The sequence below is a fragment of the Cryobacterium sp. TMT2-15-1 genome, assembly GCF_004402345.1.
Classification (GTDB): domain Bacteria; phylum Actinomycetota; class Actinomycetes; order Actinomycetales; family Microbacteriaceae; genus Cryobacterium; species Cryobacterium sandaracinum.
In genome coordinates this window covers 43,207-60,455 of record NZ_SOGD01000050.1, presented here as the reverse complement: position 1 = coordinate 60,455, position 17,249 = coordinate 43,207, and the positions used below count along the sequence as shown (strand labels likewise).

Genomic DNA, 17,249 nt, shown 5'->3' with positions numbered 1-17,249 from the left:
GTGAGCACCAACGAGAACCGTATCGAGGCCTTCGACGCCGTGGACCTGATCCATGCCAAGCGTGATCGGGGCGAGCTCAGCACGCCGCAGATCGACTGGCTGATCGACGCGTACACGCGCGGTTACGTCGGCGACGAGCAGATGGCCGCCATGACCATGGCGATCTTCCTGAACGGCATGAACCGTCGGGAGATCAAGGATCTCACCATGGCGATGCTCAACAGCGGCGAGCGGATGAGCTTCGCCGGACTCGGCAAGCCGACCACCGACAAGCACTCCACCGGCGGCGTCGGCGACAAGATCACCCTGCCGCTGATGCCACTCGTGGCGGTCTTCGGTGCAGCCGTGCCGCAGCTGTCCGGCCGCGGCCTCGGCCACACCGGCGGCACCCTCGACAAGCTCGAATCCATCCCCGGCTGGCGTGCGCACCTCACCAACGAGGAGATGTTCGCGCAGCTGCAGGAATTCGGCGGCGTGATCTGCGCCGCCGGCGGTGGTCTGGCCCCGGCCGACGGCAAGCTCTACGCGCTGCGCGACATCACCGGCACCGTCGAGGCGATCCCGCTGATCGCGTCGTCGATCATGTCGAAGAAGATCGCGGAGGGCACCGGCGCCCTCGTCCTGGACGTGAAGTTCGGGTCGGGTGCGTTCCTGAAAGACATCGAACGGTCCCGGGAGCTCGCCCGCACCATGGTGGCCCTCGGCGAGGACGCCGGCGTGGCGACATCCGCTCTGCTCACCAACATGAACGTGCCGCTCGGGCTCGCGATCGGAAACGCCAACGAGGTGCGTGAATCGGTCGAGGTTCTCGCCGGCGGCGGGCCGGCGGATGTCGTCGAGCTCACCGTGGCCCTGGCCCGGGAGATGCTCGCTCTGGTGGGCATCACCGACGTCGACGTGGAATCCGCCCTCACCGACGGGCGCGCCATGGACAAGTGGCGCGACGTGATCCGTGCCCAGGGCGGCGATCCCGACGCCCCGCTGCCCGTGGCCCGCGAGACCCACGTCGTCACCGCCCTGCGAGACGGTGTTCTCGTCGAGCAGCAGGCGCTGCCATTCGGCATCGGCGCCTGGCGCCTCGGCGCCGGCCGCGCCCGCAAGCAGGATCCGGTGCAGCACGCCGCCGGCATCGATCTGCACGCCAAGCCCGGCGATACCGTGCGCGCCGGCCAGCCCCTGTTCACCCTCAGCGCCGACGAGCCCGAGCGCTTCGTGCGGGCCCTGGAGGCCGTGGACGGCGCATATCGCATCGGAGACCCCGACGAGCCCGTGCAGGACGGCGGCCCGTTGATCGCCGAGCGCATCGGCCGCTGAACCGCCCGGCCGGTCTCGGCCCGTGCATCTGAACGGATGTGCGGGCCGGCTCGGCCCAGCAGTGTGACTCTCAGCACCCAGCCGGTAGATTAAAGGGGTGAACACGAGCCCTGAGGACTACCTGCTGCCCGGTGTCGGCACGAGCATCAACGCACTGCCGAAGATCTCCCTGCACGACCACCTCGACGGCGGCCTGCGCCCGCAGACCATCATCGAGCTGGCCGACGCGGTCGGGCTGGCGCTGCCGGCGACGGATGCCCGATCGCTCGGGTCCTGGTTCAGCACCCAGGCCGACTCCGGCACCCTGGTCGACTACCTGAAGACTTTCGACGTCACCGTCGGCGTGATGCAGACCCGCGAAGGCCTGGCGCGCGTGGCCCGCGAGTTCGTGGAGGACCTCGCCGCCGACGGCGTGATCTACGGGGAGATCCGCTGGGCCCCCGAGCAGCACCTGGCCCGCGGCCTCACCCTCGACCAGAGCGTCGAGGCGGTGCAGGAGGGCATCGAGGCCGGCATCGCGCTGGTCGCGGGCGCCGGGTCCCGCATTCGGATCGGCCAGCTGATCACGGCCATGAGGCATGCCGAGCGCAGCCTGGAGATCGCGGAACTCGCCGTGCGGCATCGTTCCAACGGCGTTGTCGGCTTCGACATCGCCGGGGCCGAACTGGGGTTCCCGGCCCACCACCACCGGGACGCGTTCGACTTCCTCGCGAAGGCCTTCCTGCCCGTCACCGTGCATGCGGGCGAGGCTGACGGGTTGGAGAGCATCCGCGGGGCGCTCTACGACGGCCGGGCATTGCGCCTGGGCCACGGCGTGCGCCTTGCCGAGGACATCGTGATCGGCCGCGAAGACGCGGAGAACACCTACGTCACGCTCGGCCCGGTGGCGCAGTGGGCGCGCGACCGCGAAATCGCCCTCGAGCTCAGCCCGTCGTCCAACCTGCAGACCGGCGCAATCGCCGCGTGGGGCGCGGACCTGCTCGACCACCCCTTCGACCTGCTCTACCAGCTGGGCTTCCGGGTCACGGTCAACACCGACAACCGCCTGATGAGCAGCACCACCCTGACCCAGGAACTCGCGCTGCTCAGCGACGCGTTCGGCTACGACATCGACGACCTCGAGGTCTTCCAGCTCAACGCGGCGCAGGCCGCGTTCCTTCCGCTCGACGAACGCGAAGAGCTGGCGGACGCCATCGTCGCCGGTTTCGAAAGCGCCTGAGCGACTCGCGAAAGCCGACCCCCAACCCCGTGAAAGTTCCCATGCCCCTTCCGCCCCTGCCCCTTGAAGCCATCGCGATCGGCGTCCAGGTCGACGACTGGCGCGGCGCGGTGGCCGCCGCCGGTGACGCCCTCGAGCGCTCCGGCGCCACCGCCCCCGAATACACGAAGCGAATGATCGCCGTCATCGAGGAATTCGGTGCCTACGTGGTCATCGCGCCCGGGCTGGCGCTCGCGCACGCCCGACCCGGACCCGATGTGCACACCGAGGGTCTCAGCATCGTGACCCTGGCCGACCCGGTGGCGTTCGGACATCCGCACAACGACCCGGTCAGCGTGGTGCTCGGGCTCGCCGTCACCAGCTCCGACGAGCACGTGCTGCTCGTGGCCGAGCTGGCCAACGTCTTCAACGACGCGCACGTCATCCCCTCGCTCGCCGCGGCCACGGATGCCGACGCCATCCGTGCCCTGCTCGGCGTGCCGACCGCAACCGAGGAGCCCTCATGAAGATCGTCGCACTCTGCGGGGTGGGAGTGGGAACCTCCGCCATCCTCAAAATCAACGCCGAGCGCGCGCTCAAACGCCTCGATATCGAGGCTTTCGTCACGGCCACCGACATCGCCGGGGTGAGCACGGTCGGGGCGGATGCCCAGGTCATCCTGACCTCGTCGGAGCTGGTCGACGCCATCGGCAAGACCAATGCCGATATCGTCGTGATCGACAACTACTTCGATGTGGACGAGCTCACCGCCAAGCTGGAGACCGCCCTGGGCTGACGCCCTCGCGGCGGTGCGCTGCAGTTGCGCCCTTGCGCGTGTGGCACGCCACCCGCGCAGCGGCGCAACACCCGCGCGCCGTGCGAACGGATGCTGCACCGCGTTTCGCGGGTCTAGGCGATCAGCACGCGCATACCCCGGTCGAGCTCGGCCAGGGTTGCCTCCGCGGCGGCCCGGCGTTCGGCGACCGTGCCGACGGAACTGCTGGTGTCGAGGTAGACCTTGAGCTTGGGCTCGGTGCCGCTCGGGCGCACCATGACGCGGGAGCCGTCGGTCAGCCGGATGCGCAGCACGTCGCTGGGCGGCAGGCCGTTGAAGCCCTCGGAGAGGTCGTCGATGTGGTCGACGGCGATGCTACCGACGAAGGCCGGGGGTGTCTCGCGCAGCCGCGCCATGACCTGCTCGATCTCGGTCAGGTCGGTGACGCGCACCGAGATCTGGCCGGAGGCGAAGTGGCCGAACCGTTCGCTGAAACGGTCGAGGTGCTGGGCGAGGGTGACGCCCTCCGCCTTCAGATTGCTGACCAGGGAGAGCAGCGCCACGGCGGCGGAGATGCCGTCTTTGTCGCGCACGGTTTCAGGGTTCACGAGGTAGCCGAGGGCCTCCTCGAAGCCGAAGATCAGGTCGGGCGCGCGCGACACCCACTTGAAGCCGGTGAGGGTGTCGGTGAACCGCAGCCCGTAAGCCTTCGCCACGGCCTCCAGCGCCGGGGTGGAGACGATGGAGCACGCGAGGGTGCCGGTGGCACCGCCGTCACCGGTGGCGCTCGCGGCCAGTTCCGCGGCTCGCCAGCCGAGGATCGCCCCGACCTCGTTGCCGCTGAGGCGCCGGTACCCGTCGGGGGACCCCTCCTGCGGGATGGCGATCGCAAGGCGGTCGGCGTCGGGGTCGTTGGCGATGATCAGCTCGGCGCCGGTCTCACGGGCCGTTTCATAGGCGAGGTCCATCGCGCCGGGTTCTTCGGGGTTGGGGAAGGAGACCGTGGGGAAGGCGGCATCCGGGGCGATCTGGGCGTCGACGAGCGTGGGCAGGTCGAAGCCGGCGGCTTCAAACACCCGGCGGGTGGTGTCCCAGCCGACGCCGTGCAGGGCCGTGTAAACCGTGTTGACCTGTGCGAGGGGCCGGCGGGCGAGACCTGCCGTCGCGTCGATGTAGGCCTGCACGATCGACTCGGGCGCCGTCTCGTAGGGTGCCCGGGGCAGGTCGGGAACCCGTTCCTCCGCGGCGACGCGCAGGATCTCGGCCGCGATCGCGGCGTCGTCGGGCGAAACGATCTGGGAGCCCTGGTTGGCGCCGCCCAGGTAGACCTTGTAGCCGTTGTCGTTGGGAGGGTTGTGCGAGGCGGTGACCATGATGCCCGCGCCGACGTCGAGGTGGCGCACAGCGAACGCGAGCACGGGGGTCGGTAGCAGGCGGGGGAGCAGGATGGCGCGCACCCCGGCACCGGCCATGATCGCGGCCGAGTCAGTGGCGAAGACCTGCGAGTTCTTACGCCCGTCATAGCCGATGACGACCGAGGGGACCCGGCCCGAGGCGGTGTTCTTCTTCAGGAACGCGGCGAGGCCGGCGGCTGCCTGGCAGACGAGCACGCGGTTCATCCGGTTGGAGCCGGCGGCGATGGCGCCGCGCAGACCCGCCGTGCCGAAGGCGAGGCGCTCGTCGAAGCGGGCGTGCAGCTCCGCGAGTGCGACGGCGTCGCCGTCGCCGGCCCCGCGCAGCAGGAGGCGCAGCTCGGCCTGGGTCTCGGGATCGGGGTCCTGGCTGAGCCAGGCATTGGCCACGGCGATCACGGTCGGCGTGGCAGCAGCGGCCGGAGCGGAGTCGGTGCCGGTGTCGCTGCCGCTCACGGCATCCGTGCCGGTGCTGGTGTCTGCGTCGTCGTCGGCGTCGATGGTGTTGATGACCATCGTGTCGGGCAGGACTGTTTCGGTGGTGCCGGCATCGGACGCGGGAGCAGCGTCGGCGTCGGCGGAATGCCGGCCGGTGAGCTGCGGGTCGGTGTTGTCGAGGCTCACAGTGCGGCCACGATCCGGGCGAGGAGCGCGCTGATGACGGGCTCGGCGAGCTTTCCGGCCTCGAGCACCTCCGAGTGGCTGAGCGGGTCCTGCTGGATTCCGGCCGCGAGGTTGGTGATCAGCGACAGACCGAGGATCTCCATGCCCGACTGGCGGGCGGCGATCGCCTCGAGGGCGGTCGACATGCCGACGATGTGGCCACCGATGACCTTGGCCATCTGCACCTCGGCCGGCGTCTCGTAGTGCGGGCCGCGGAACTGGCAGTACACGCCCTCGTCGAGCGACGGGTCGATGGTGCGGGCCAGGTCGCGCAGGCGGCGTGAATAGAGGTCGGTCAGGTCGACGAACGTCGCGCCCTCGAGGGGCGAGTCGGCGGTGAGGTTGATGTGGTCGCTGATCAGCACGGGGGTGCCGGCTTTCCAGGTCTCCCGGATGCCGCCGGCACCGTTGGTGAGGATCATGGTCGTCGCGCCGGTGGCGGCGGCGGTGCGCACGCTGTGCACGACCCGGCGCACACCGTGGCCTTCGTAATAGTGGGTGCGGGCGCCGATGAGGAGGGCGCGCTTGCCGCTGGGCAGCAGCACCGAACGCAGCGTGCCGGCGTGGCCGGCCAGGGCGGGTGCGCTGAAACCGGTGATGTACTGCGCGTCGAGGGTGTGCGTGGTCTCGCCGATGAGATCGGCGGCCTTGCCCCATCCGCTGCCCAGGGTCAGGGCGATGTCGTGGCGGGCTACGCCCGTGGCTTCGGCGATTTCAGAAGCGGCGGTCCGTGCAACATCAAACGGATCGGTCTCTGGCGCGTCAAGCGGATTATTGTCGGTCTTCAGCATCCCCCTACTCTAATTGCCCCCCGATTTCGTACACGGTCCGTTGTCCGAAAGTGGCGGAGATTCTGCATATGAGCAGCCGAAGAGGGGACGGAACGTCAATTTTGGGCAGAATCCCCGTCGAATTGATTCGTCGACGGGGGAGCGGAGCCCCGGGTTTGGCGGCGGGCGCGCCGGGGCAGGAGAATATGAGCATGGCCTACGACTTCGAACGCAAGCAGCGCATCGCTATCCTCGGCGGAGGTCCCGGCGGGTATGAGGCCGCCCTGGCCGGCGCTCAGCAGGGCGCCGAGGTCACCCTGATCGAGCGTGTCGGCATCGGCGGCTCGGCCGTGATCACGGATGTCGTCCCGTCCAAGTCTCTCATCGCGACGGCCGAGGCCACCAACTCGATCCACGACGCGACCGAGCTCGGCGTGCAGCTGTTCGTGCGTGGCGAAAAGGGCAAGCCGGCCCGCCCCGAGGTGGCCATCAACCTCGCCGCGGTCAACAAGCGGCTCCTGGCCCTGGCCCGGCAGCAGTCCGAAGACATGAAGTCCACCCTGATGCGCGCCGGGGTCAACCTGGTGCACGGCCACGGCCGACTGGACGGCACCAGCGGCGTGATCGTGTCCACGGCCGAAGACGGCTCCGGCACGGACTTCGACCGGATCGAGGCCGACACGATCGTCGTCTCCGTCGGGGCAACCCCGCGCATCCTGCCCACCGCGCTCCCCGACGGCGAGCGCATCCTCACCTGGACGCAGCTCTACAACCTGCGGGCCGTACCCGAACACCTCATCGTCGTGGGCTCCGGGGTGACCGGGGCCGAATTCGCCTCCGCCTACCGCGCCCTCGGTGCCAAGGTCACCCTGATTTCCAGCCGCGACCGCGTGCTGCCCGGTGAGGACGCCGACGCCGCGAACGTGGTCGAGAACGTATTCAAGCGCAACGGCATGGTCGTGCTCAGCACGTCCCGCGCCGAGTCCGTCGTGCGCACGGTGGGCGGAGTGCTGGCCACGCTGGCCGACGGCCGAACCGTCGAGGGTAGCCACTGCCTGATCGCGGTCGGGTCTGTGCCGAACACGAAGGGCCTCGGCCTCGAGGAAGCCGACGTGCAGCTCACCGACTCCGGTCACATCCGGGTCAACCGGGTCGCGCGCACGTCGATGCCGAACATCTACGCGGCCGGGGACTGCACGACCGAGCTGCCGCTGGCATCCGTCGCCTCGATGATGGGCCGCACGGCCGTGTTCCACGCCATGGGCGACGCGGTCAACCCGATCGAGATTCGAAACGTCGCGGCCAACATCTTCACGCAGCCGGAGATCGCCACGGTCGGCTGGACCCAGAAGCAGATCGAGGACGGCCTCACCCGCGGCAGCATCTATAAGCTCCCGCTCGCTTCGAACCCTCGGGCCAAGATGATGGGCATCAAGGACGGCTTCGTGAAGCTGTTCGCCACCACCACCACCGGCACCGTCATCGGCGGCGTGATCGTGGCCCCCAAGGCCAGCGAACTGATCTTCCCGCTCGCTTTGGCCGTGGAGCACCGGCTCACCGTCGACGAGGTCGCACGAGCGTTCCCGGTCTACCCGTCGCTGACGCATTCGATCACGGATGCCGCCCGCGCCATGCACATCGTGCTCTGACGCCTTCGAGGGACACCACAAACGAAAGAAAAGCCAACGCCCTCGTTCAGGGAACGGGGGCGTTGACGTGTCAGCCGGTGACGCGGGTCAGGCGTCCACTGCTTCCACGGCGTCCATGACGGCCATCAGCAGGAAGCCGGAGGCCACGGTCGCGCCGATGATCGCCCCCACGTTGCCGACGATGCCGTCCTTATGGGCGGTCAGTGGTTGCTCCATCTTCATGGCCTCCAGCACCAGCAGCAGATCGCCCTTGACGACGAGGTCGCCCTCGGCCACGGCCAGCTTCACGATGGTCGCCTGCATCGGGGCGTGTACGGCGTCGCCGGTGGCCGAGCTGACGGACGGGGAGCCGCCGCGCCGACGGGGTGCCGGGCCGACCGTGTTCTCGGAGGCGGAGCCGGGCAGCAGGCGCACCGGCAGACTGACCTCGATCCGTCGCCCCTCCACCTCGACGACGACGTTGTGGCGCTTAGCGGGGCCGGTCAGCACTTCCGGCGAGCCGTTCCACGGCTCGATGTCGTTGACGAACTCGGTCTCGATCCACCGGGTGAAGATCGAGAACGGCGCACCGTTGGCGGGAGCGAACGCGGGGTCGCGCACGATCCGGCGGTGGAACGGCAGCACCGTGGGGAGGCCCGCGACCTCGAACTCGTCCAGGGCCCGGCGGGAACGCTCGAGCGCTTCCTCGCGGGTGGCGCCGGTGACGATGAGCTTGGCGAGAAGAGAGTCGAACGAACCCGAGATGACGTCGCCGGCGGTGACGCCGCTGTCCACGCGCACCCCGGGACCCCCGGAGGGCTTGAAGACGTGCACCGGGCCGGGGGCCGGCATGAAGCCGCGGCCGGCATCCTCGCCGTTGATGCGGAACTCGAAGGAGTGTCCGATCGGCTCCGGGTCGGGGTAGTCGAGACGACCGCCCTCGGCCAGGCGGAACTGCTCGCGCACCAGATCGATTCCGGTCACTTCCTCGGACACGGGATGCTCGACCTGCAGCCGGGTGTTGACCTCCAGGAACGAGACGGTGCCGTCCTGGCCGATCAGGAACTCGCAGGTGCCGGCGCCCACGTAGCCGACCTCGGCGAGGATCGCCTTGGACGCGCGATACATCTCGTTACGCTGCGCGTCGGTCAGGAACGGCGCGGGGGCTTCCTCGACCAGCTTCTGGTGGCGGCGCTGCAGGGAACAGTCGCGGGTGGAGACGACGACGACCGTGCCGGATGCGTCGGCGAGGCACTGGGTCTCGACGTGGCGCGGCTTGTCCAGGTACTTTTCGACGAAGCATTCGCCACGGCCGAACGCGGCAATGGCCTCGCGGGTGGCGGAGTCGAAGAGCTCGGGCACCTCCTCGCGGGTGCGGGCGACCTTGAGGCCGCGGCCGCCGCCGCCGAAGGCCGCCTTGATCGCGACCGGCAGGCCGTGGAGGTCGACGAAATCGAGCACCTCCGCGGCATCCGCCACCGGGTTGAGGGTGCCGGGCGCCATCGGCGCATGCACCTTCTCGGCGACGTGCCGTGCGGAGACCTTGTCGCCGAGCTTCTCAATGGCGTCGGGGGAGGGGCCGATCCAAATCAGGCCGGCCCCGATCACGGCGCGGGCGAAGTCGGCGTTCTCGGCGAGGAACCCGTAGCCGGGGTGCACGGCATCGGCGCCGGACCGTCGGGCGACAGAGAGTAGCTTCTCGATGACGAGGTAGGTGTCGGCGCTCGTGGTTCCGTCGAGACCGTAGGCCTCGTCGGCCAGATGCGAATGCATCGAGTCGCGATCCTGGTCAGCGTAGACGGCAACCGAGGCAATGCCGCTGTCTTTTGCGGCTCGGATCACCCGGACGGCGATTTCGCCCCGGTTTGCGATGAGGACCTTCGTTATTGGGGGCACAGTGCCCTAGCTTATGGGGCAGAGCGACCGGGTTTTTGGTTCTCTCCCACAAAAAGAGGCCGGAGAAAGGTGCGGATGCCTACAAACAGCCTCGAAAGCCGGCAATCTGTCAGTCGTCGGTGCGGTTCCACAGGCTCGGCCACGCGTGTCCGAGACCGGTCACCAGCCGGCGTAGCGTCGGCAGCGAGAGCCCGACGACGGTGGACGGATCCCCGCTGATGTGGGTGATGAACGGCGCCCCGAGGCTGTCGATGGTGAAGGCCCCGGCCACGAGCAGAGGCTCGCCGGTGGCAATATAGGCGTCCAGCTCCGCATCCCCGATGTCGTCGGCGAAGGTGACGTCGGCGACGGCGACGGCGCCGACACCGCGCCCGGCCACGCCGGCCGAGTGGTCGATCAGCCAATGGCCCGAATACAGCTGCCCGGTACGGCCGCGCTGCAGGTGCCAGCGTTCGCGCGCCTTCGCGGCGGTGTGCGGCTTGCCGTAGATGACGTCGTCGATCACGAAGACCGAGTCGCCGCCGAGCACGAGGCCGTCGGTGATGTCGCCGCTGTCGGTCAACACGCGGGACACGGCCTCCGCCTTGGCCCGCGCCAGCAACTCCACGACCCGGTGGGGAGTCAGTGGTCCACCGCCCAACCGGGCCGCGTCGGCGGCGACCAGGTCCTCGTCGACGTCGGGCGCGACCGTGACGGGTTCGATCCCCGCGGTGCGAAGCAGCATCAGCCGGGCCGGAGACGTGGACGCCAGGTACAAGCGCATGGGTTTCCTTCGGTGGGGGTGCAAGCGGTGTGGGATCATCGAAGGATGGGCACCAGCAATGACATTCAGGCAGATTCGAACGGGCACTCCGCAGAAGTGGGCGCGGAACTCGAACTCGACGTCACCAACGTAGCCCACGGCGGCATCTTCATCGCGAGAAATGAGGGCCGCGTGGTCTTCGTGAGTGACACACTGCCGGGGGAGCGCGTGCGCGCCCGGCTGACCTCGGCCAGCCACAAAAGCTTCTGGCGGGCGGAGACCGTCGAAGTGCTCACCCCGGCACCGGAGCGTCAGCCGCACATCTGGGCCGCCGCCGCCCTCGACCGCGACCCCGTCGACCGCGCCGGCGGCGCCGAGTTCGGCCACATCGAGCTCGGTTTCCAGCGCGAGCTGAAGCGCCAGGTTTTGGCCGACGCCTTGAAACGGATGGCCGGCATCGAGTCCGAGGTCACGGTCGAGCCGGTCCCGGTCGGCCCCAACGCCTCGCCCGGCGACGCCGCCGACGGCACCGGCTGGCGCACCCGCGTGCGCCTGCACGTGGACGAGGACGGCTCTGTCGGCCCCTATGCCGCCCGCTCGCACCGGGTGATCCCGGTCGGTGACCTGCCGCTGGCCGACCGCCTGCTCGAGGCGGCCGCGCCGCTGGACAAAATGTTCCCCGGCGCCGCATCCGTCGACATCGTCGCCCCGAGCCTGGGCTCCGTGCAGATCCTGGTGGCGGAGCAGGACGACAAGGGCCGACGCCGGCACACCCCGAAAACGTTGATCCGCGAGGTAGTGGGCGAGCGTGAGTTCCGCCTCGACGCCGCTGGGTTCTGGCAGGTGCACACCAGCGCCGCCGAAACCCTCTACCGCGCGGTGCAGGACACCATCGACGCGGACGCCTTCGACCCCCGGGCCGCGAACCTGGACCTCTACGGCGGGGTCGGCCTGCTCGCCGCCGCCGTGGGCGACCGGTTCGGCAGCACGGTGCGCATGACCAGCGTCGAGAGTGACCCGCAGGCCACGGACTTCGCGGCCGAGAACCTCGCCGAATGGGTGGGGGCCAGCGTGCAGACCTCCCGCGTCGACCGGTTCCTGAACGCGCTCGTGCGCGATTCGAGCGCCGCCGAGAAGGCTCGCCAGTCGGCCGCCACGGTGATTCTCGACCCGCCACGCTCCGGTGCCGGCAAGGAGGTCATCGACCTGCTCGGCGCCGTGGAACCGGCCCAGATCGTCTACGTGGCCTGTGACCCCGTCGCCCTGGCCCGCGACATCGCCCTCCTCGCCGGACACGGGTACACCCTGCGCCGGCTGCGTGCCTTCGACCTGTTCCCCAATACCCACCATGTCGAAGCCGTCGCGCTCCTGTCCCGGTAGCTATCGTTGACCTGTACGACAACGTGAGGACGTAGGAACCGTGAACCAGCCAGCAACACCTCTCCCCTCGGCCCCGGGAATTCCCGGCGCCCTCGAACTCGGCCATCCCGTGCGGGTGGGCATCGCCGACGATCACGAGTCGGTGCGCCTGGGCATCAAGGCGGCCTGTGAGAACGTCGGCTACGAGGTCGTTTTCACCGCGCCCACCGTGCAGGAACTCGTGGACGGCATCGACGGCCGCGCCGTGGACGTCATCGTGTTGGATCTGTCGCTGGGCGATGGATCCCGCGTCACCGACAATGTGCACCGTGCCCAGAGCACGGGCGCGTCGGTCCTCGTGCACAGCATCGCCGATCGGGTCGCCCTGGTGCGCGAGGCGCTTGCCGCGGGCGCGGCCGGCGTCATCCCCAAATCGTCCCCCACCACCACGGTCATGGCGGCCGTCGCATCCGTGGCCCGCGGTGACGTTCTCAACAACCTCGAGTGGGCCACGGCCATCGACGCCGACCGCGACTTCGCCAAGGCCCAGCTCGGGCGGCGCGAACGTGACGTGCTGCACCTCTATGCGTCGGGGCTCCCGCTGAAAATGGTGGCGATGCAGCTTGGCATCGCTCACTCGACCGCCCGTGAGTACCTCGACCGGATCCGGGTGAAATACGTGGAGGTCGGCCGTCCGGCACCCACCAAAGTGGACCTGCTCCGGCGCGCCGTCGAAGACGGAATCCTTCCGGGCCTCGACCCGGATGGCGGAGATGCCCGCGGGTAAGCCAGCGGGCTCCGGCCCTCTGGGCTCCACCGCGGCGCACTCGGACGCCGAGCTGCTCGATTCCGACCCGATCGTGGGGCCCAAACAGCCGCGCAACCCGATCAGCCGCACCCGGATCGAAGTCGTGGCCTCGCGTTCCGTCGCCGGCGTCGGCGTGGTCTTCGCCCTCCAGGCGATGCCGATCATGCTCGCGCAGGCCCCGGTGCGGGTGCCGGTGATGGGTCTGCTCGCGCCGCTGCTGCTCGGTCTGTCGCTGGCGGCGGTCGTGGTGGCCGCCGTGACCAAGGTCGGGGTGCGGGCATCCGCCGGAACCGTGGCGATGCTCTATCTGGCGGCGCTGCTGGCCTGGCCCATGCTGATGCGTGACCCCGCGGCCGTGCTCGACGGCAAACCGTGGCTCTGGTACATATGCACCATCGCAACGGCCTGCGCCGCTCTGGCCTTCCCGGTGTTCTCGGCCGTCATCTACACGGTGGTCGTGCCGATCGTCTACGGCGTGGTGCGGTCGACACCGTCCGGCGGTAACGCCGATGTTCTACTGTCGTCCCTGGACACGGTCTACGCGATAATCCTCGGCCAGGTCATCCTGATCATCATCTTCATGCTGCGGCAGACGGCCCTCGCGGTCGACAACGCGCAGACCAACGCGCTGCACCAGTATGGGAACGCCGTGAGGCAGCACGCGACGGAGGTCGAGCGCGTGCAGGTCGACTCGATCGTGCACGACAGCGTGCTGGCCACGTTCCTCGCCGCGGCCGCGGCCGGCAGCCCGAAGGCGGCCGAGCTGGCCGCCGGCATGGCCTCTGATGCCCTCACCCGGCTCAACGACGCCGCCATCGTGCCTGCCGGTGACGACAGTACGGTTGCCTTCAGCGAGCTCAGCGCGCAGATCCGGGCCGCCGCCGACCGGCTGCCGGTGCCGTTCACCGTCGACGAGTGCGAGATCGACGGGTTGCGCCTCCCGGTCCACGCGAGCGAGGCGATCCTCGCCGCGAGCGTGCAAGCCATGGTGAACAGCGCCCAGCATGCCGGCACGCCGAGCTTCGAGCCCGACCGTGCCCTCACGATGAGCGGGAACGCTCGCGGGGGCTGCACGATCACGATCGCCGACACCGGCGTGGGCTTCGACCCCCAGCTTGTGCCGGCGGAACGGCTCGGACTGCGCATCTCGATCCAGGACCGGGTGGCCAGCGCCGGCGGATCCGTGCGCGTACGCGCCGGGATGGGCCGCGGAACGACGATCACCATCGAATGGCCGCCGGCCCCGGAAGGAGGTCCCGAGTGATCACCGTTCCGCGCGGACTCGTGCTCTCCCTGGCCGCAATGTTCTCCGCCTACCACGTCGTGCTCGGCTTCTACTCGCTGGGCCAGCCGCGCAGCCCGGTGCCGACGATCCTGGCGCTGCTCGTCTACGGTGTGGCGACCGTGCTCAGCCTCTGGCCGACCAGCCCGATGCGGATGCCGGTGTGGCTGGCGTTCTTCAACGTCGCTGTCTGTGCGATGCTGCCGCTGCTCGTGGGGAGCCAGCTCGACGGCTCCGTCGACAACGGCTACGCCACCTGGTATGTCGCGGCCGTGGGCACCCTGATGACCATTACCGCCACCCGCCGGCGCTCGGGCCTGGCCTGGGTCGGCGCCGCGGCGCTGGTCGTGCACACGATTTTCTGGGCTGGCCCGGCGGCCCTGGGCTCCATGGGCGTCATCGGCAGTGTGGTCTGGGTCGCGGTCGCGGTCATCCTGGTGCGGGCGCTGGCCAAGGCGGGTCGCGACGCCCGGCAGTACGCCCTGGCCGAGCAGGAGGCCACCGAGTGGCAGGCCGCCCAGGACGCGCACCTCTACGAGCGCCAGGTGCGGCTCGCCCAGACCATCCGGCTCGCGGCCCCGATGCTGCGCCGGATCATCGACCAGGGCGGGATGCTGAACGACGAGCAGCGTCAGGAGTCCCGCTACCTGGAGGCGGCAGTGCGGGACGAGATCCGCGGACGGAAGCTGCTCAATGACGCCGTGCGTGACGCGGTCATGGCCGCCCGTCGCCGCGGCGCCATCGTCACCCTGCTCGACGAGGGCAGTATCGACGACATCCGCGGCGCGGAGCTGGAATCGGTGCTCAACACTCTGGCGGCCGCGATCGACTCCACCCTGGCGGACACGATCATCGCCCGGACCGCCGGCGACGGGTCCGCGACCGCGGTCACCGTGGTGGGTCTCAGCAGCGCAGACGCGAAGCTGAGCGCCCTCGGCCAGGAGTCACCGGAGCCTGAGGTGCACCTGTGGCTGGAGATCCCGCGCGACCCGGTCCTGACGTCCTCCAGCCCGGGCTAGCTGGTCGGCCCGCGAGGTTACACCCGGGCAACGCCATGGCCACGCCGGGGTCACGCCGGCAAATGCGAAAGGGACCAACCGTGGTTGATCCCTTTCGACTTTCGTGCCAGGGCGACAACCCGAATGTCACCCTGACGCGCCCCCAAAACCCGACTGCTTACCCTAGTCGACGGGCTTTAGTTGTGAACTCTAGAGAGCATCACCGAGCAATAACAACACTGGTCTAACCGGTTCGGTAAAAAAAGTCGGCATTTAGGGGGACCGGGAGCCCCCGACGGTTGGGAACCGAAGGGTCAGGCCGAGAATCCGCGCCAGCGGCCTGCGCCGGGGGTCAGAGCCACCCGGACACTGCGCTGGCTGCGTTGCCAGGCGCTCTGGCCGCGCACGGGCGCTTGGCGCAGGTTGTCGCTCTCCTCGCGCACGAGGCCGTGCAGAACGGCCGACACGGCGGCCGCCTCTGTGGGGGAGACGCCGCGGGTCAGGAAACGCAGCCCGGGCACCGGGGGAACCTCGGTCTCCTCGGTCTCCTCGGTCTCCTCGGTTGAGCTCGAAGAGCTCGGGGAGCTCGGGTCATTCGCAACATTCGATGAATCGGTCATAGCACCCGCCTACAGCGGAATGTTTCCGTGCTTCTTGGGCGGCAGACTCGCTCGCTTGGTGCGCAGGGCGCGCAGGGCCTTGGTCACCGCGACGCGGGTCGTGGCCGGCTCGATGATGCCGTCCAGTTCGCCGCGCTCGGCCGCCAGGAAGGGACTCGCCACGTTGTAGGTGTACTCGTTGGCCAGCCGGGTGCGCACGGCGGCAACATCCTCCTCGGCTGCTTCGGCCTTCTTGATCTCGGCACGGTACAGGATGTTCACGGCGCCTTGGCCGCCCATCACGGCGATCTCCGCGGTCGGCCAGGCCAGGTTGATGTCCGCGCCGAGCTGCTTGGAGCCCATCACGATGTACGCGCCGCCGTAGGCCTTGCGCAGGATGACGGTGACCAGAGGCACGGTCGCCTCCGCGTAGGCGTAGAGCAGCTTGGCGCCGCGGCGGATGATTCCGGTCCACTCCTGGTCGGTGCCGGGAAGGAAGCCCGGCACGTCGACCAGGGTGAGGATCGGAATCGAGAACGCGTCGCAGAAACGCACGAACCGGGCGGCCTTCTCGCCGGCCGGAATGTTGAGCGTGCCGGCCATGGCGTTGGGCTGGTTGGCGACGATGCCGATCGAGCGTCCCTCGACGCGGGCGAAGCCGACGACGATGTTCGGGGCGAACAACGGCTGCGTCTCGAGGAAGTCGCCGTGGTCGACGATGTGCTCGATCACGGTCTTCACGTCGTAAGGCTGGTGCGCGGAATCGGGGATGATCGTGTTCAGGCCCCGGTCGCCATCCGTCGTCTCGAGCTCGATGTCGCTGTCGAAGACGGGCAGGTCGGCCAGGTTGTTGTCCGGCAGGAAGCTGAGCAGGGTGCGGGCGTAGTCGAGGGCGTCGGGCTCGTCGCTGGCCAGGTAGTGCGCCACACCGGAGATCGTGTTGTGCGTGAGCGCGCCGCCGAGCTCTTCCATGCCGACGTCTTCACCGGTGACGGTCTTGATCACGTCGGGGCCGGTTACGAACATCTGGCTGGTCTTGTCGACCATGATCACGAAGTCGGTCAGGGCAGGGGAGTAGACGGCGCCGCCGGCGGCGGGGCCGCAGATGATCGAGATCTGCGGGATGACGCCGGACGCGGCCGTGTTCCGGCGAAAGATCTCGCCGTACTTGCCGAGGGCGACGACGCCCTCCTGGATGCGCGCTCCGCCGGAGTCGAGGATGCCGATGATGGGCACACCGGTCTTGAGGGCGAGATCCATCACCTTGATGATCTTCTCGCCGGCAACCTCGCCGAGCGAGCCGCCGAAGATGGTGAAGTCCTGCGAGTAGACGCAGACCTGGCGGCCGTGGATGGTGCCGGTGCCCGTGACGACCGCGTCGCCGTAGGGCCGCTTCTTCTCCATGCCGAATGCGTGCGTGCGGTGTCGCACGAACTCGTCGATCTCGACGAAGGAGCCCTGGTCGAGCAGCAGGTCGATGCGCTCCCGCGCGGTCATCTTGCCTTTGGCGTGCTGTTTCTCGATCGCGGCCTCGCCGCTGGCGGTCACGGCTTCGTGATAGCGCAGCTTGAGGTCGGCGAGCTTTCCAGCCGTCGTGTACAGGTCGGGGCCCGCAAGGGGCGAGTTCTCAGTCACGCGGTTCACTCTACCGGCCAGCCCCTGCTCCCGATCGTTGACGATTGTCTACAAAAACCGGCCGGTTTGCTGGTCGGGTGCGTCTGCGTTCCTGTGGCCAACTCCTGAGGATTGGCGGATTCGGGCCGGAAATTGTGCCATTTGCGCCCGTATTCGCCAGAATTACAGGA

Annotated in this window: 15 protein-coding genes; 9 read left to right on the top strand and 6 right to left on the bottom strand. The window is 69.1% G+C overall.

The genetic code is table 11. The annotated features are described in order from the left end of the window. The 4 genes from E3O62_RS13425 (at position 1) to E3O62_RS13410 (ending at position 3,308) form a co-directional block, all read left to right on the top strand. Positions 1-1,314, top strand: coding sequence for a thymidine phosphorylase (locus tag E3O62_RS13425; protein WP_134398844.1), 1,314 nt, complete (start codon positions 1-3; stop codon positions 1,312-1,314). 97 nt (positions 1,315-1,411) lie between these two features. Next, positions 1,412-2,533, top strand: coding sequence for an adenosine deaminase (locus tag E3O62_RS13420; protein ID WP_134398843.1), 1,122 nt, complete (start codon positions 1,412-1,414; stop codon positions 2,531-2,533). Between the two features lie 41 nt (positions 2,534-2,574). After that, positions 2,575-3,039, top strand: coding sequence for a PTS sugar transporter subunit IIA (locus tag E3O62_RS13415; RefSeq protein ID WP_134395260.1), 465 nt, complete (start codon positions 2,575-2,577; stop codon positions 3,037-3,039). Next, complete coding sequence (locus E3O62_RS13410; RefSeq protein ID WP_104100338.1) at positions 3,036-3,308, top strand: PTS sugar transporter subunit IIB; 273 nt, start codon at positions 3,036-3,038, stop codon at positions 3,306-3,308. The genes E3O62_RS13415 and E3O62_RS13410 overlap by 4 nt, the downstream gene beginning before the upstream one ends. A 113-nt stretch (positions 3,309-3,421) precedes the next feature. Here E3O62_RS13410 and E3O62_RS13405 read toward each other — a convergent pair whose 3' ends face one another. Together E3O62_RS13405 and E3O62_RS13400 are read right to left on the bottom strand one after the other, a co-directional pair. Next, the gene (locus tag E3O62_RS13405; protein ID WP_134398860.1) at positions 3,422-5,215 is read right to left on the bottom strand and encodes a phospho-sugar mutase; all 1,794 of its coding nucleotides are present in this window, start codon (positions 5,213-5,215) and stop codon (positions 3,422-3,424) included. A 104-nt stretch (positions 5,216-5,319) separates the two neighbouring features. Then, positions 5,320-6,153 (bottom strand): purine-nucleoside phosphorylase, encoded by an 834-nt coding sequence (locus tag E3O62_RS13400; protein WP_134395259.1) that lies wholly within the window; start codon positions 6,151-6,153, stop codon positions 5,320-5,322. A gap of 191 nt (positions 6,154-6,344) precedes the next feature. Between E3O62_RS13400 and E3O62_RS13395 the strand changes: the two genes are divergently transcribed. Then, a complete protein-coding gene (locus tag E3O62_RS13395) occupies positions 6,345-7,781 on the top strand; it encodes an NAD(P)H-quinone dehydrogenase (protein WP_134398842.1) in 1,437 nt (478 codons plus the stop codon). Between the two features lie 87 nt (positions 7,782-7,868). Here the strand turns inward: E3O62_RS13395 and E3O62_RS13390 are convergent, their stop codons facing one another. Both E3O62_RS13390 and E3O62_RS13385 read right to left on the bottom strand, forming a co-directional pair. Further along, entirely contained in the window at positions 7,869-9,656 is a 1,788-nt protein-coding gene (locus E3O62_RS13390; RefSeq protein WP_134398841.1) for a biotin carboxylase N-terminal domain-containing protein, read from the bottom strand. Positions 9,657-9,765: 109 nt separating this feature from the next. Then, the gene (locus E3O62_RS13385) at positions 9,766-10,419 is read right to left on the bottom strand and encodes a nucleoside triphosphate pyrophosphatase (protein WP_134398840.1); all 654 of its coding nucleotides are present in this window, start codon (positions 10,417-10,419) and stop codon (positions 9,766-9,768) included. A 45-nt stretch (positions 10,420-10,464) separates the two neighbouring features. Here E3O62_RS13385 and E3O62_RS13380 point away from each other — a divergent pair, with 45 nt between their 5' ends. From E3O62_RS13380 to E3O62_RS13365, 4 genes are all read left to right on the top strand, one after another. Beyond that, positions 10,465-11,778 carry a class I SAM-dependent RNA methyltransferase gene (locus E3O62_RS13380; RefSeq protein ID WP_134398839.1) on the top strand — a complete coding sequence of 438 codons (1,314 nt, stop codon included), beginning with the start codon at positions 10,465-10,467 and terminating at the stop codon, positions 11,776-11,778. Between the two features lie 79 nt (positions 11,779-11,857). Next, positions 11,858-12,544 carry a response regulator transcription factor gene (locus E3O62_RS13375; protein WP_104171437.1) on the top strand — a complete coding sequence of 229 codons (687 nt, stop codon included), beginning with the start codon at positions 11,858-11,860 and terminating at the stop codon, positions 12,542-12,544. Next, on the top strand, positions 12,531-13,829 hold the full coding sequence (locus E3O62_RS13370) for a sensor histidine kinase (RefSeq protein ID WP_134395254.1): 1,299 nt from the start codon (positions 12,531-12,533) through the stop codon (positions 13,827-13,829). The genes E3O62_RS13375 and E3O62_RS13370 overlap by 14 nt, the downstream gene beginning before the upstream one ends. Then, a complete protein-coding gene (locus tag E3O62_RS13365; RefSeq protein WP_134395253.1) occupies positions 13,826-14,866 on the top strand; it encodes a hypothetical protein in 1,041 nt (346 codons plus the stop codon). Before E3O62_RS13370 ends, E3O62_RS13365 begins: the two co-directional genes overlap by 4 nt. A 293-nt stretch (positions 14,867-15,159) precedes the next feature. Here the strand turns inward: E3O62_RS13365 and E3O62_RS13360 are convergent, their stop codons facing one another. After that, complete coding sequence (locus tag E3O62_RS13360; protein ID WP_241973493.1) at positions 15,160-15,465, bottom strand: hypothetical protein; 306 nt, start codon at positions 15,463-15,465, stop codon at positions 15,160-15,162. Positions 15,466-15,474: 9 nt separating this feature from the next. Continuing rightward, positions 15,475-17,088 carry an acyl-CoA carboxylase subunit beta gene (locus E3O62_RS13355; protein WP_370247467.1) on the bottom strand — a complete coding sequence of 538 codons (1,614 nt, stop codon included), beginning with the start codon at positions 17,086-17,088 and terminating at the stop codon, positions 15,475-15,477. Positions 17,089-17,249: the final 161 nt, after the last annotated feature.

Bases quoted from the DNA above. Each gene is read 5' to 3' on its own strand.
- E3O62_RS13370 (WP_134395254.1), top strand. From the start codon at position 12,531: ATGCCCGCGGGTAAGCCAGCGGGCTCCGGCCCTCTGGGCTCCACCGCG.
- E3O62_RS13415 (WP_134395260.1), top strand. From the start codon at position 2,575: ATGCCCCTTCCGCCCCTGCCCCTTGAAGCCATCGCGATCGGCGTCCAG.
- E3O62_RS13385 (WP_134398840.1), bottom strand. From the start codon at position 10,419: ATGCGCTTGTACCTGGCGTCCACGTCTCCGGCCCGGCTGATGCTGCTT.
- E3O62_RS13380 (WP_134398839.1), top strand. From the start codon at position 10,465: ATGGGCACCAGCAATGACATTCAGGCAGATTCGAACGGGCACTCCGCA.
- E3O62_RS13395 (WP_134398842.1), top strand. From the start codon at position 6,345: ATGGCCTACGACTTCGAACGCAAGCAGCGCATCGCTATCCTCGGCGGA.
- E3O62_RS13360 (WP_241973493.1), bottom strand. From the start codon at position 15,465: ATGACCGATTCATCGAATGTTGCGAATGACCCGAGCTCCCCGAGCTCT.
- E3O62_RS13400 (WP_134395259.1), bottom strand. From the start codon at position 6,153: ATGCTGAAGACCGACAATAATCCGCTTGACGCGCCAGAGACCGATCCG.
- E3O62_RS13410 (WP_104100338.1), top strand. From the start codon at position 3,036: ATGAAGATCGTCGCACTCTGCGGGGTGGGAGTGGGAACCTCCGCCATC.
- E3O62_RS13405 (WP_134398860.1), bottom strand. From the start codon at position 5,215: ATGGTCATCAACACCATCGACGCCGACGACGACGCAGACACCAGCACC.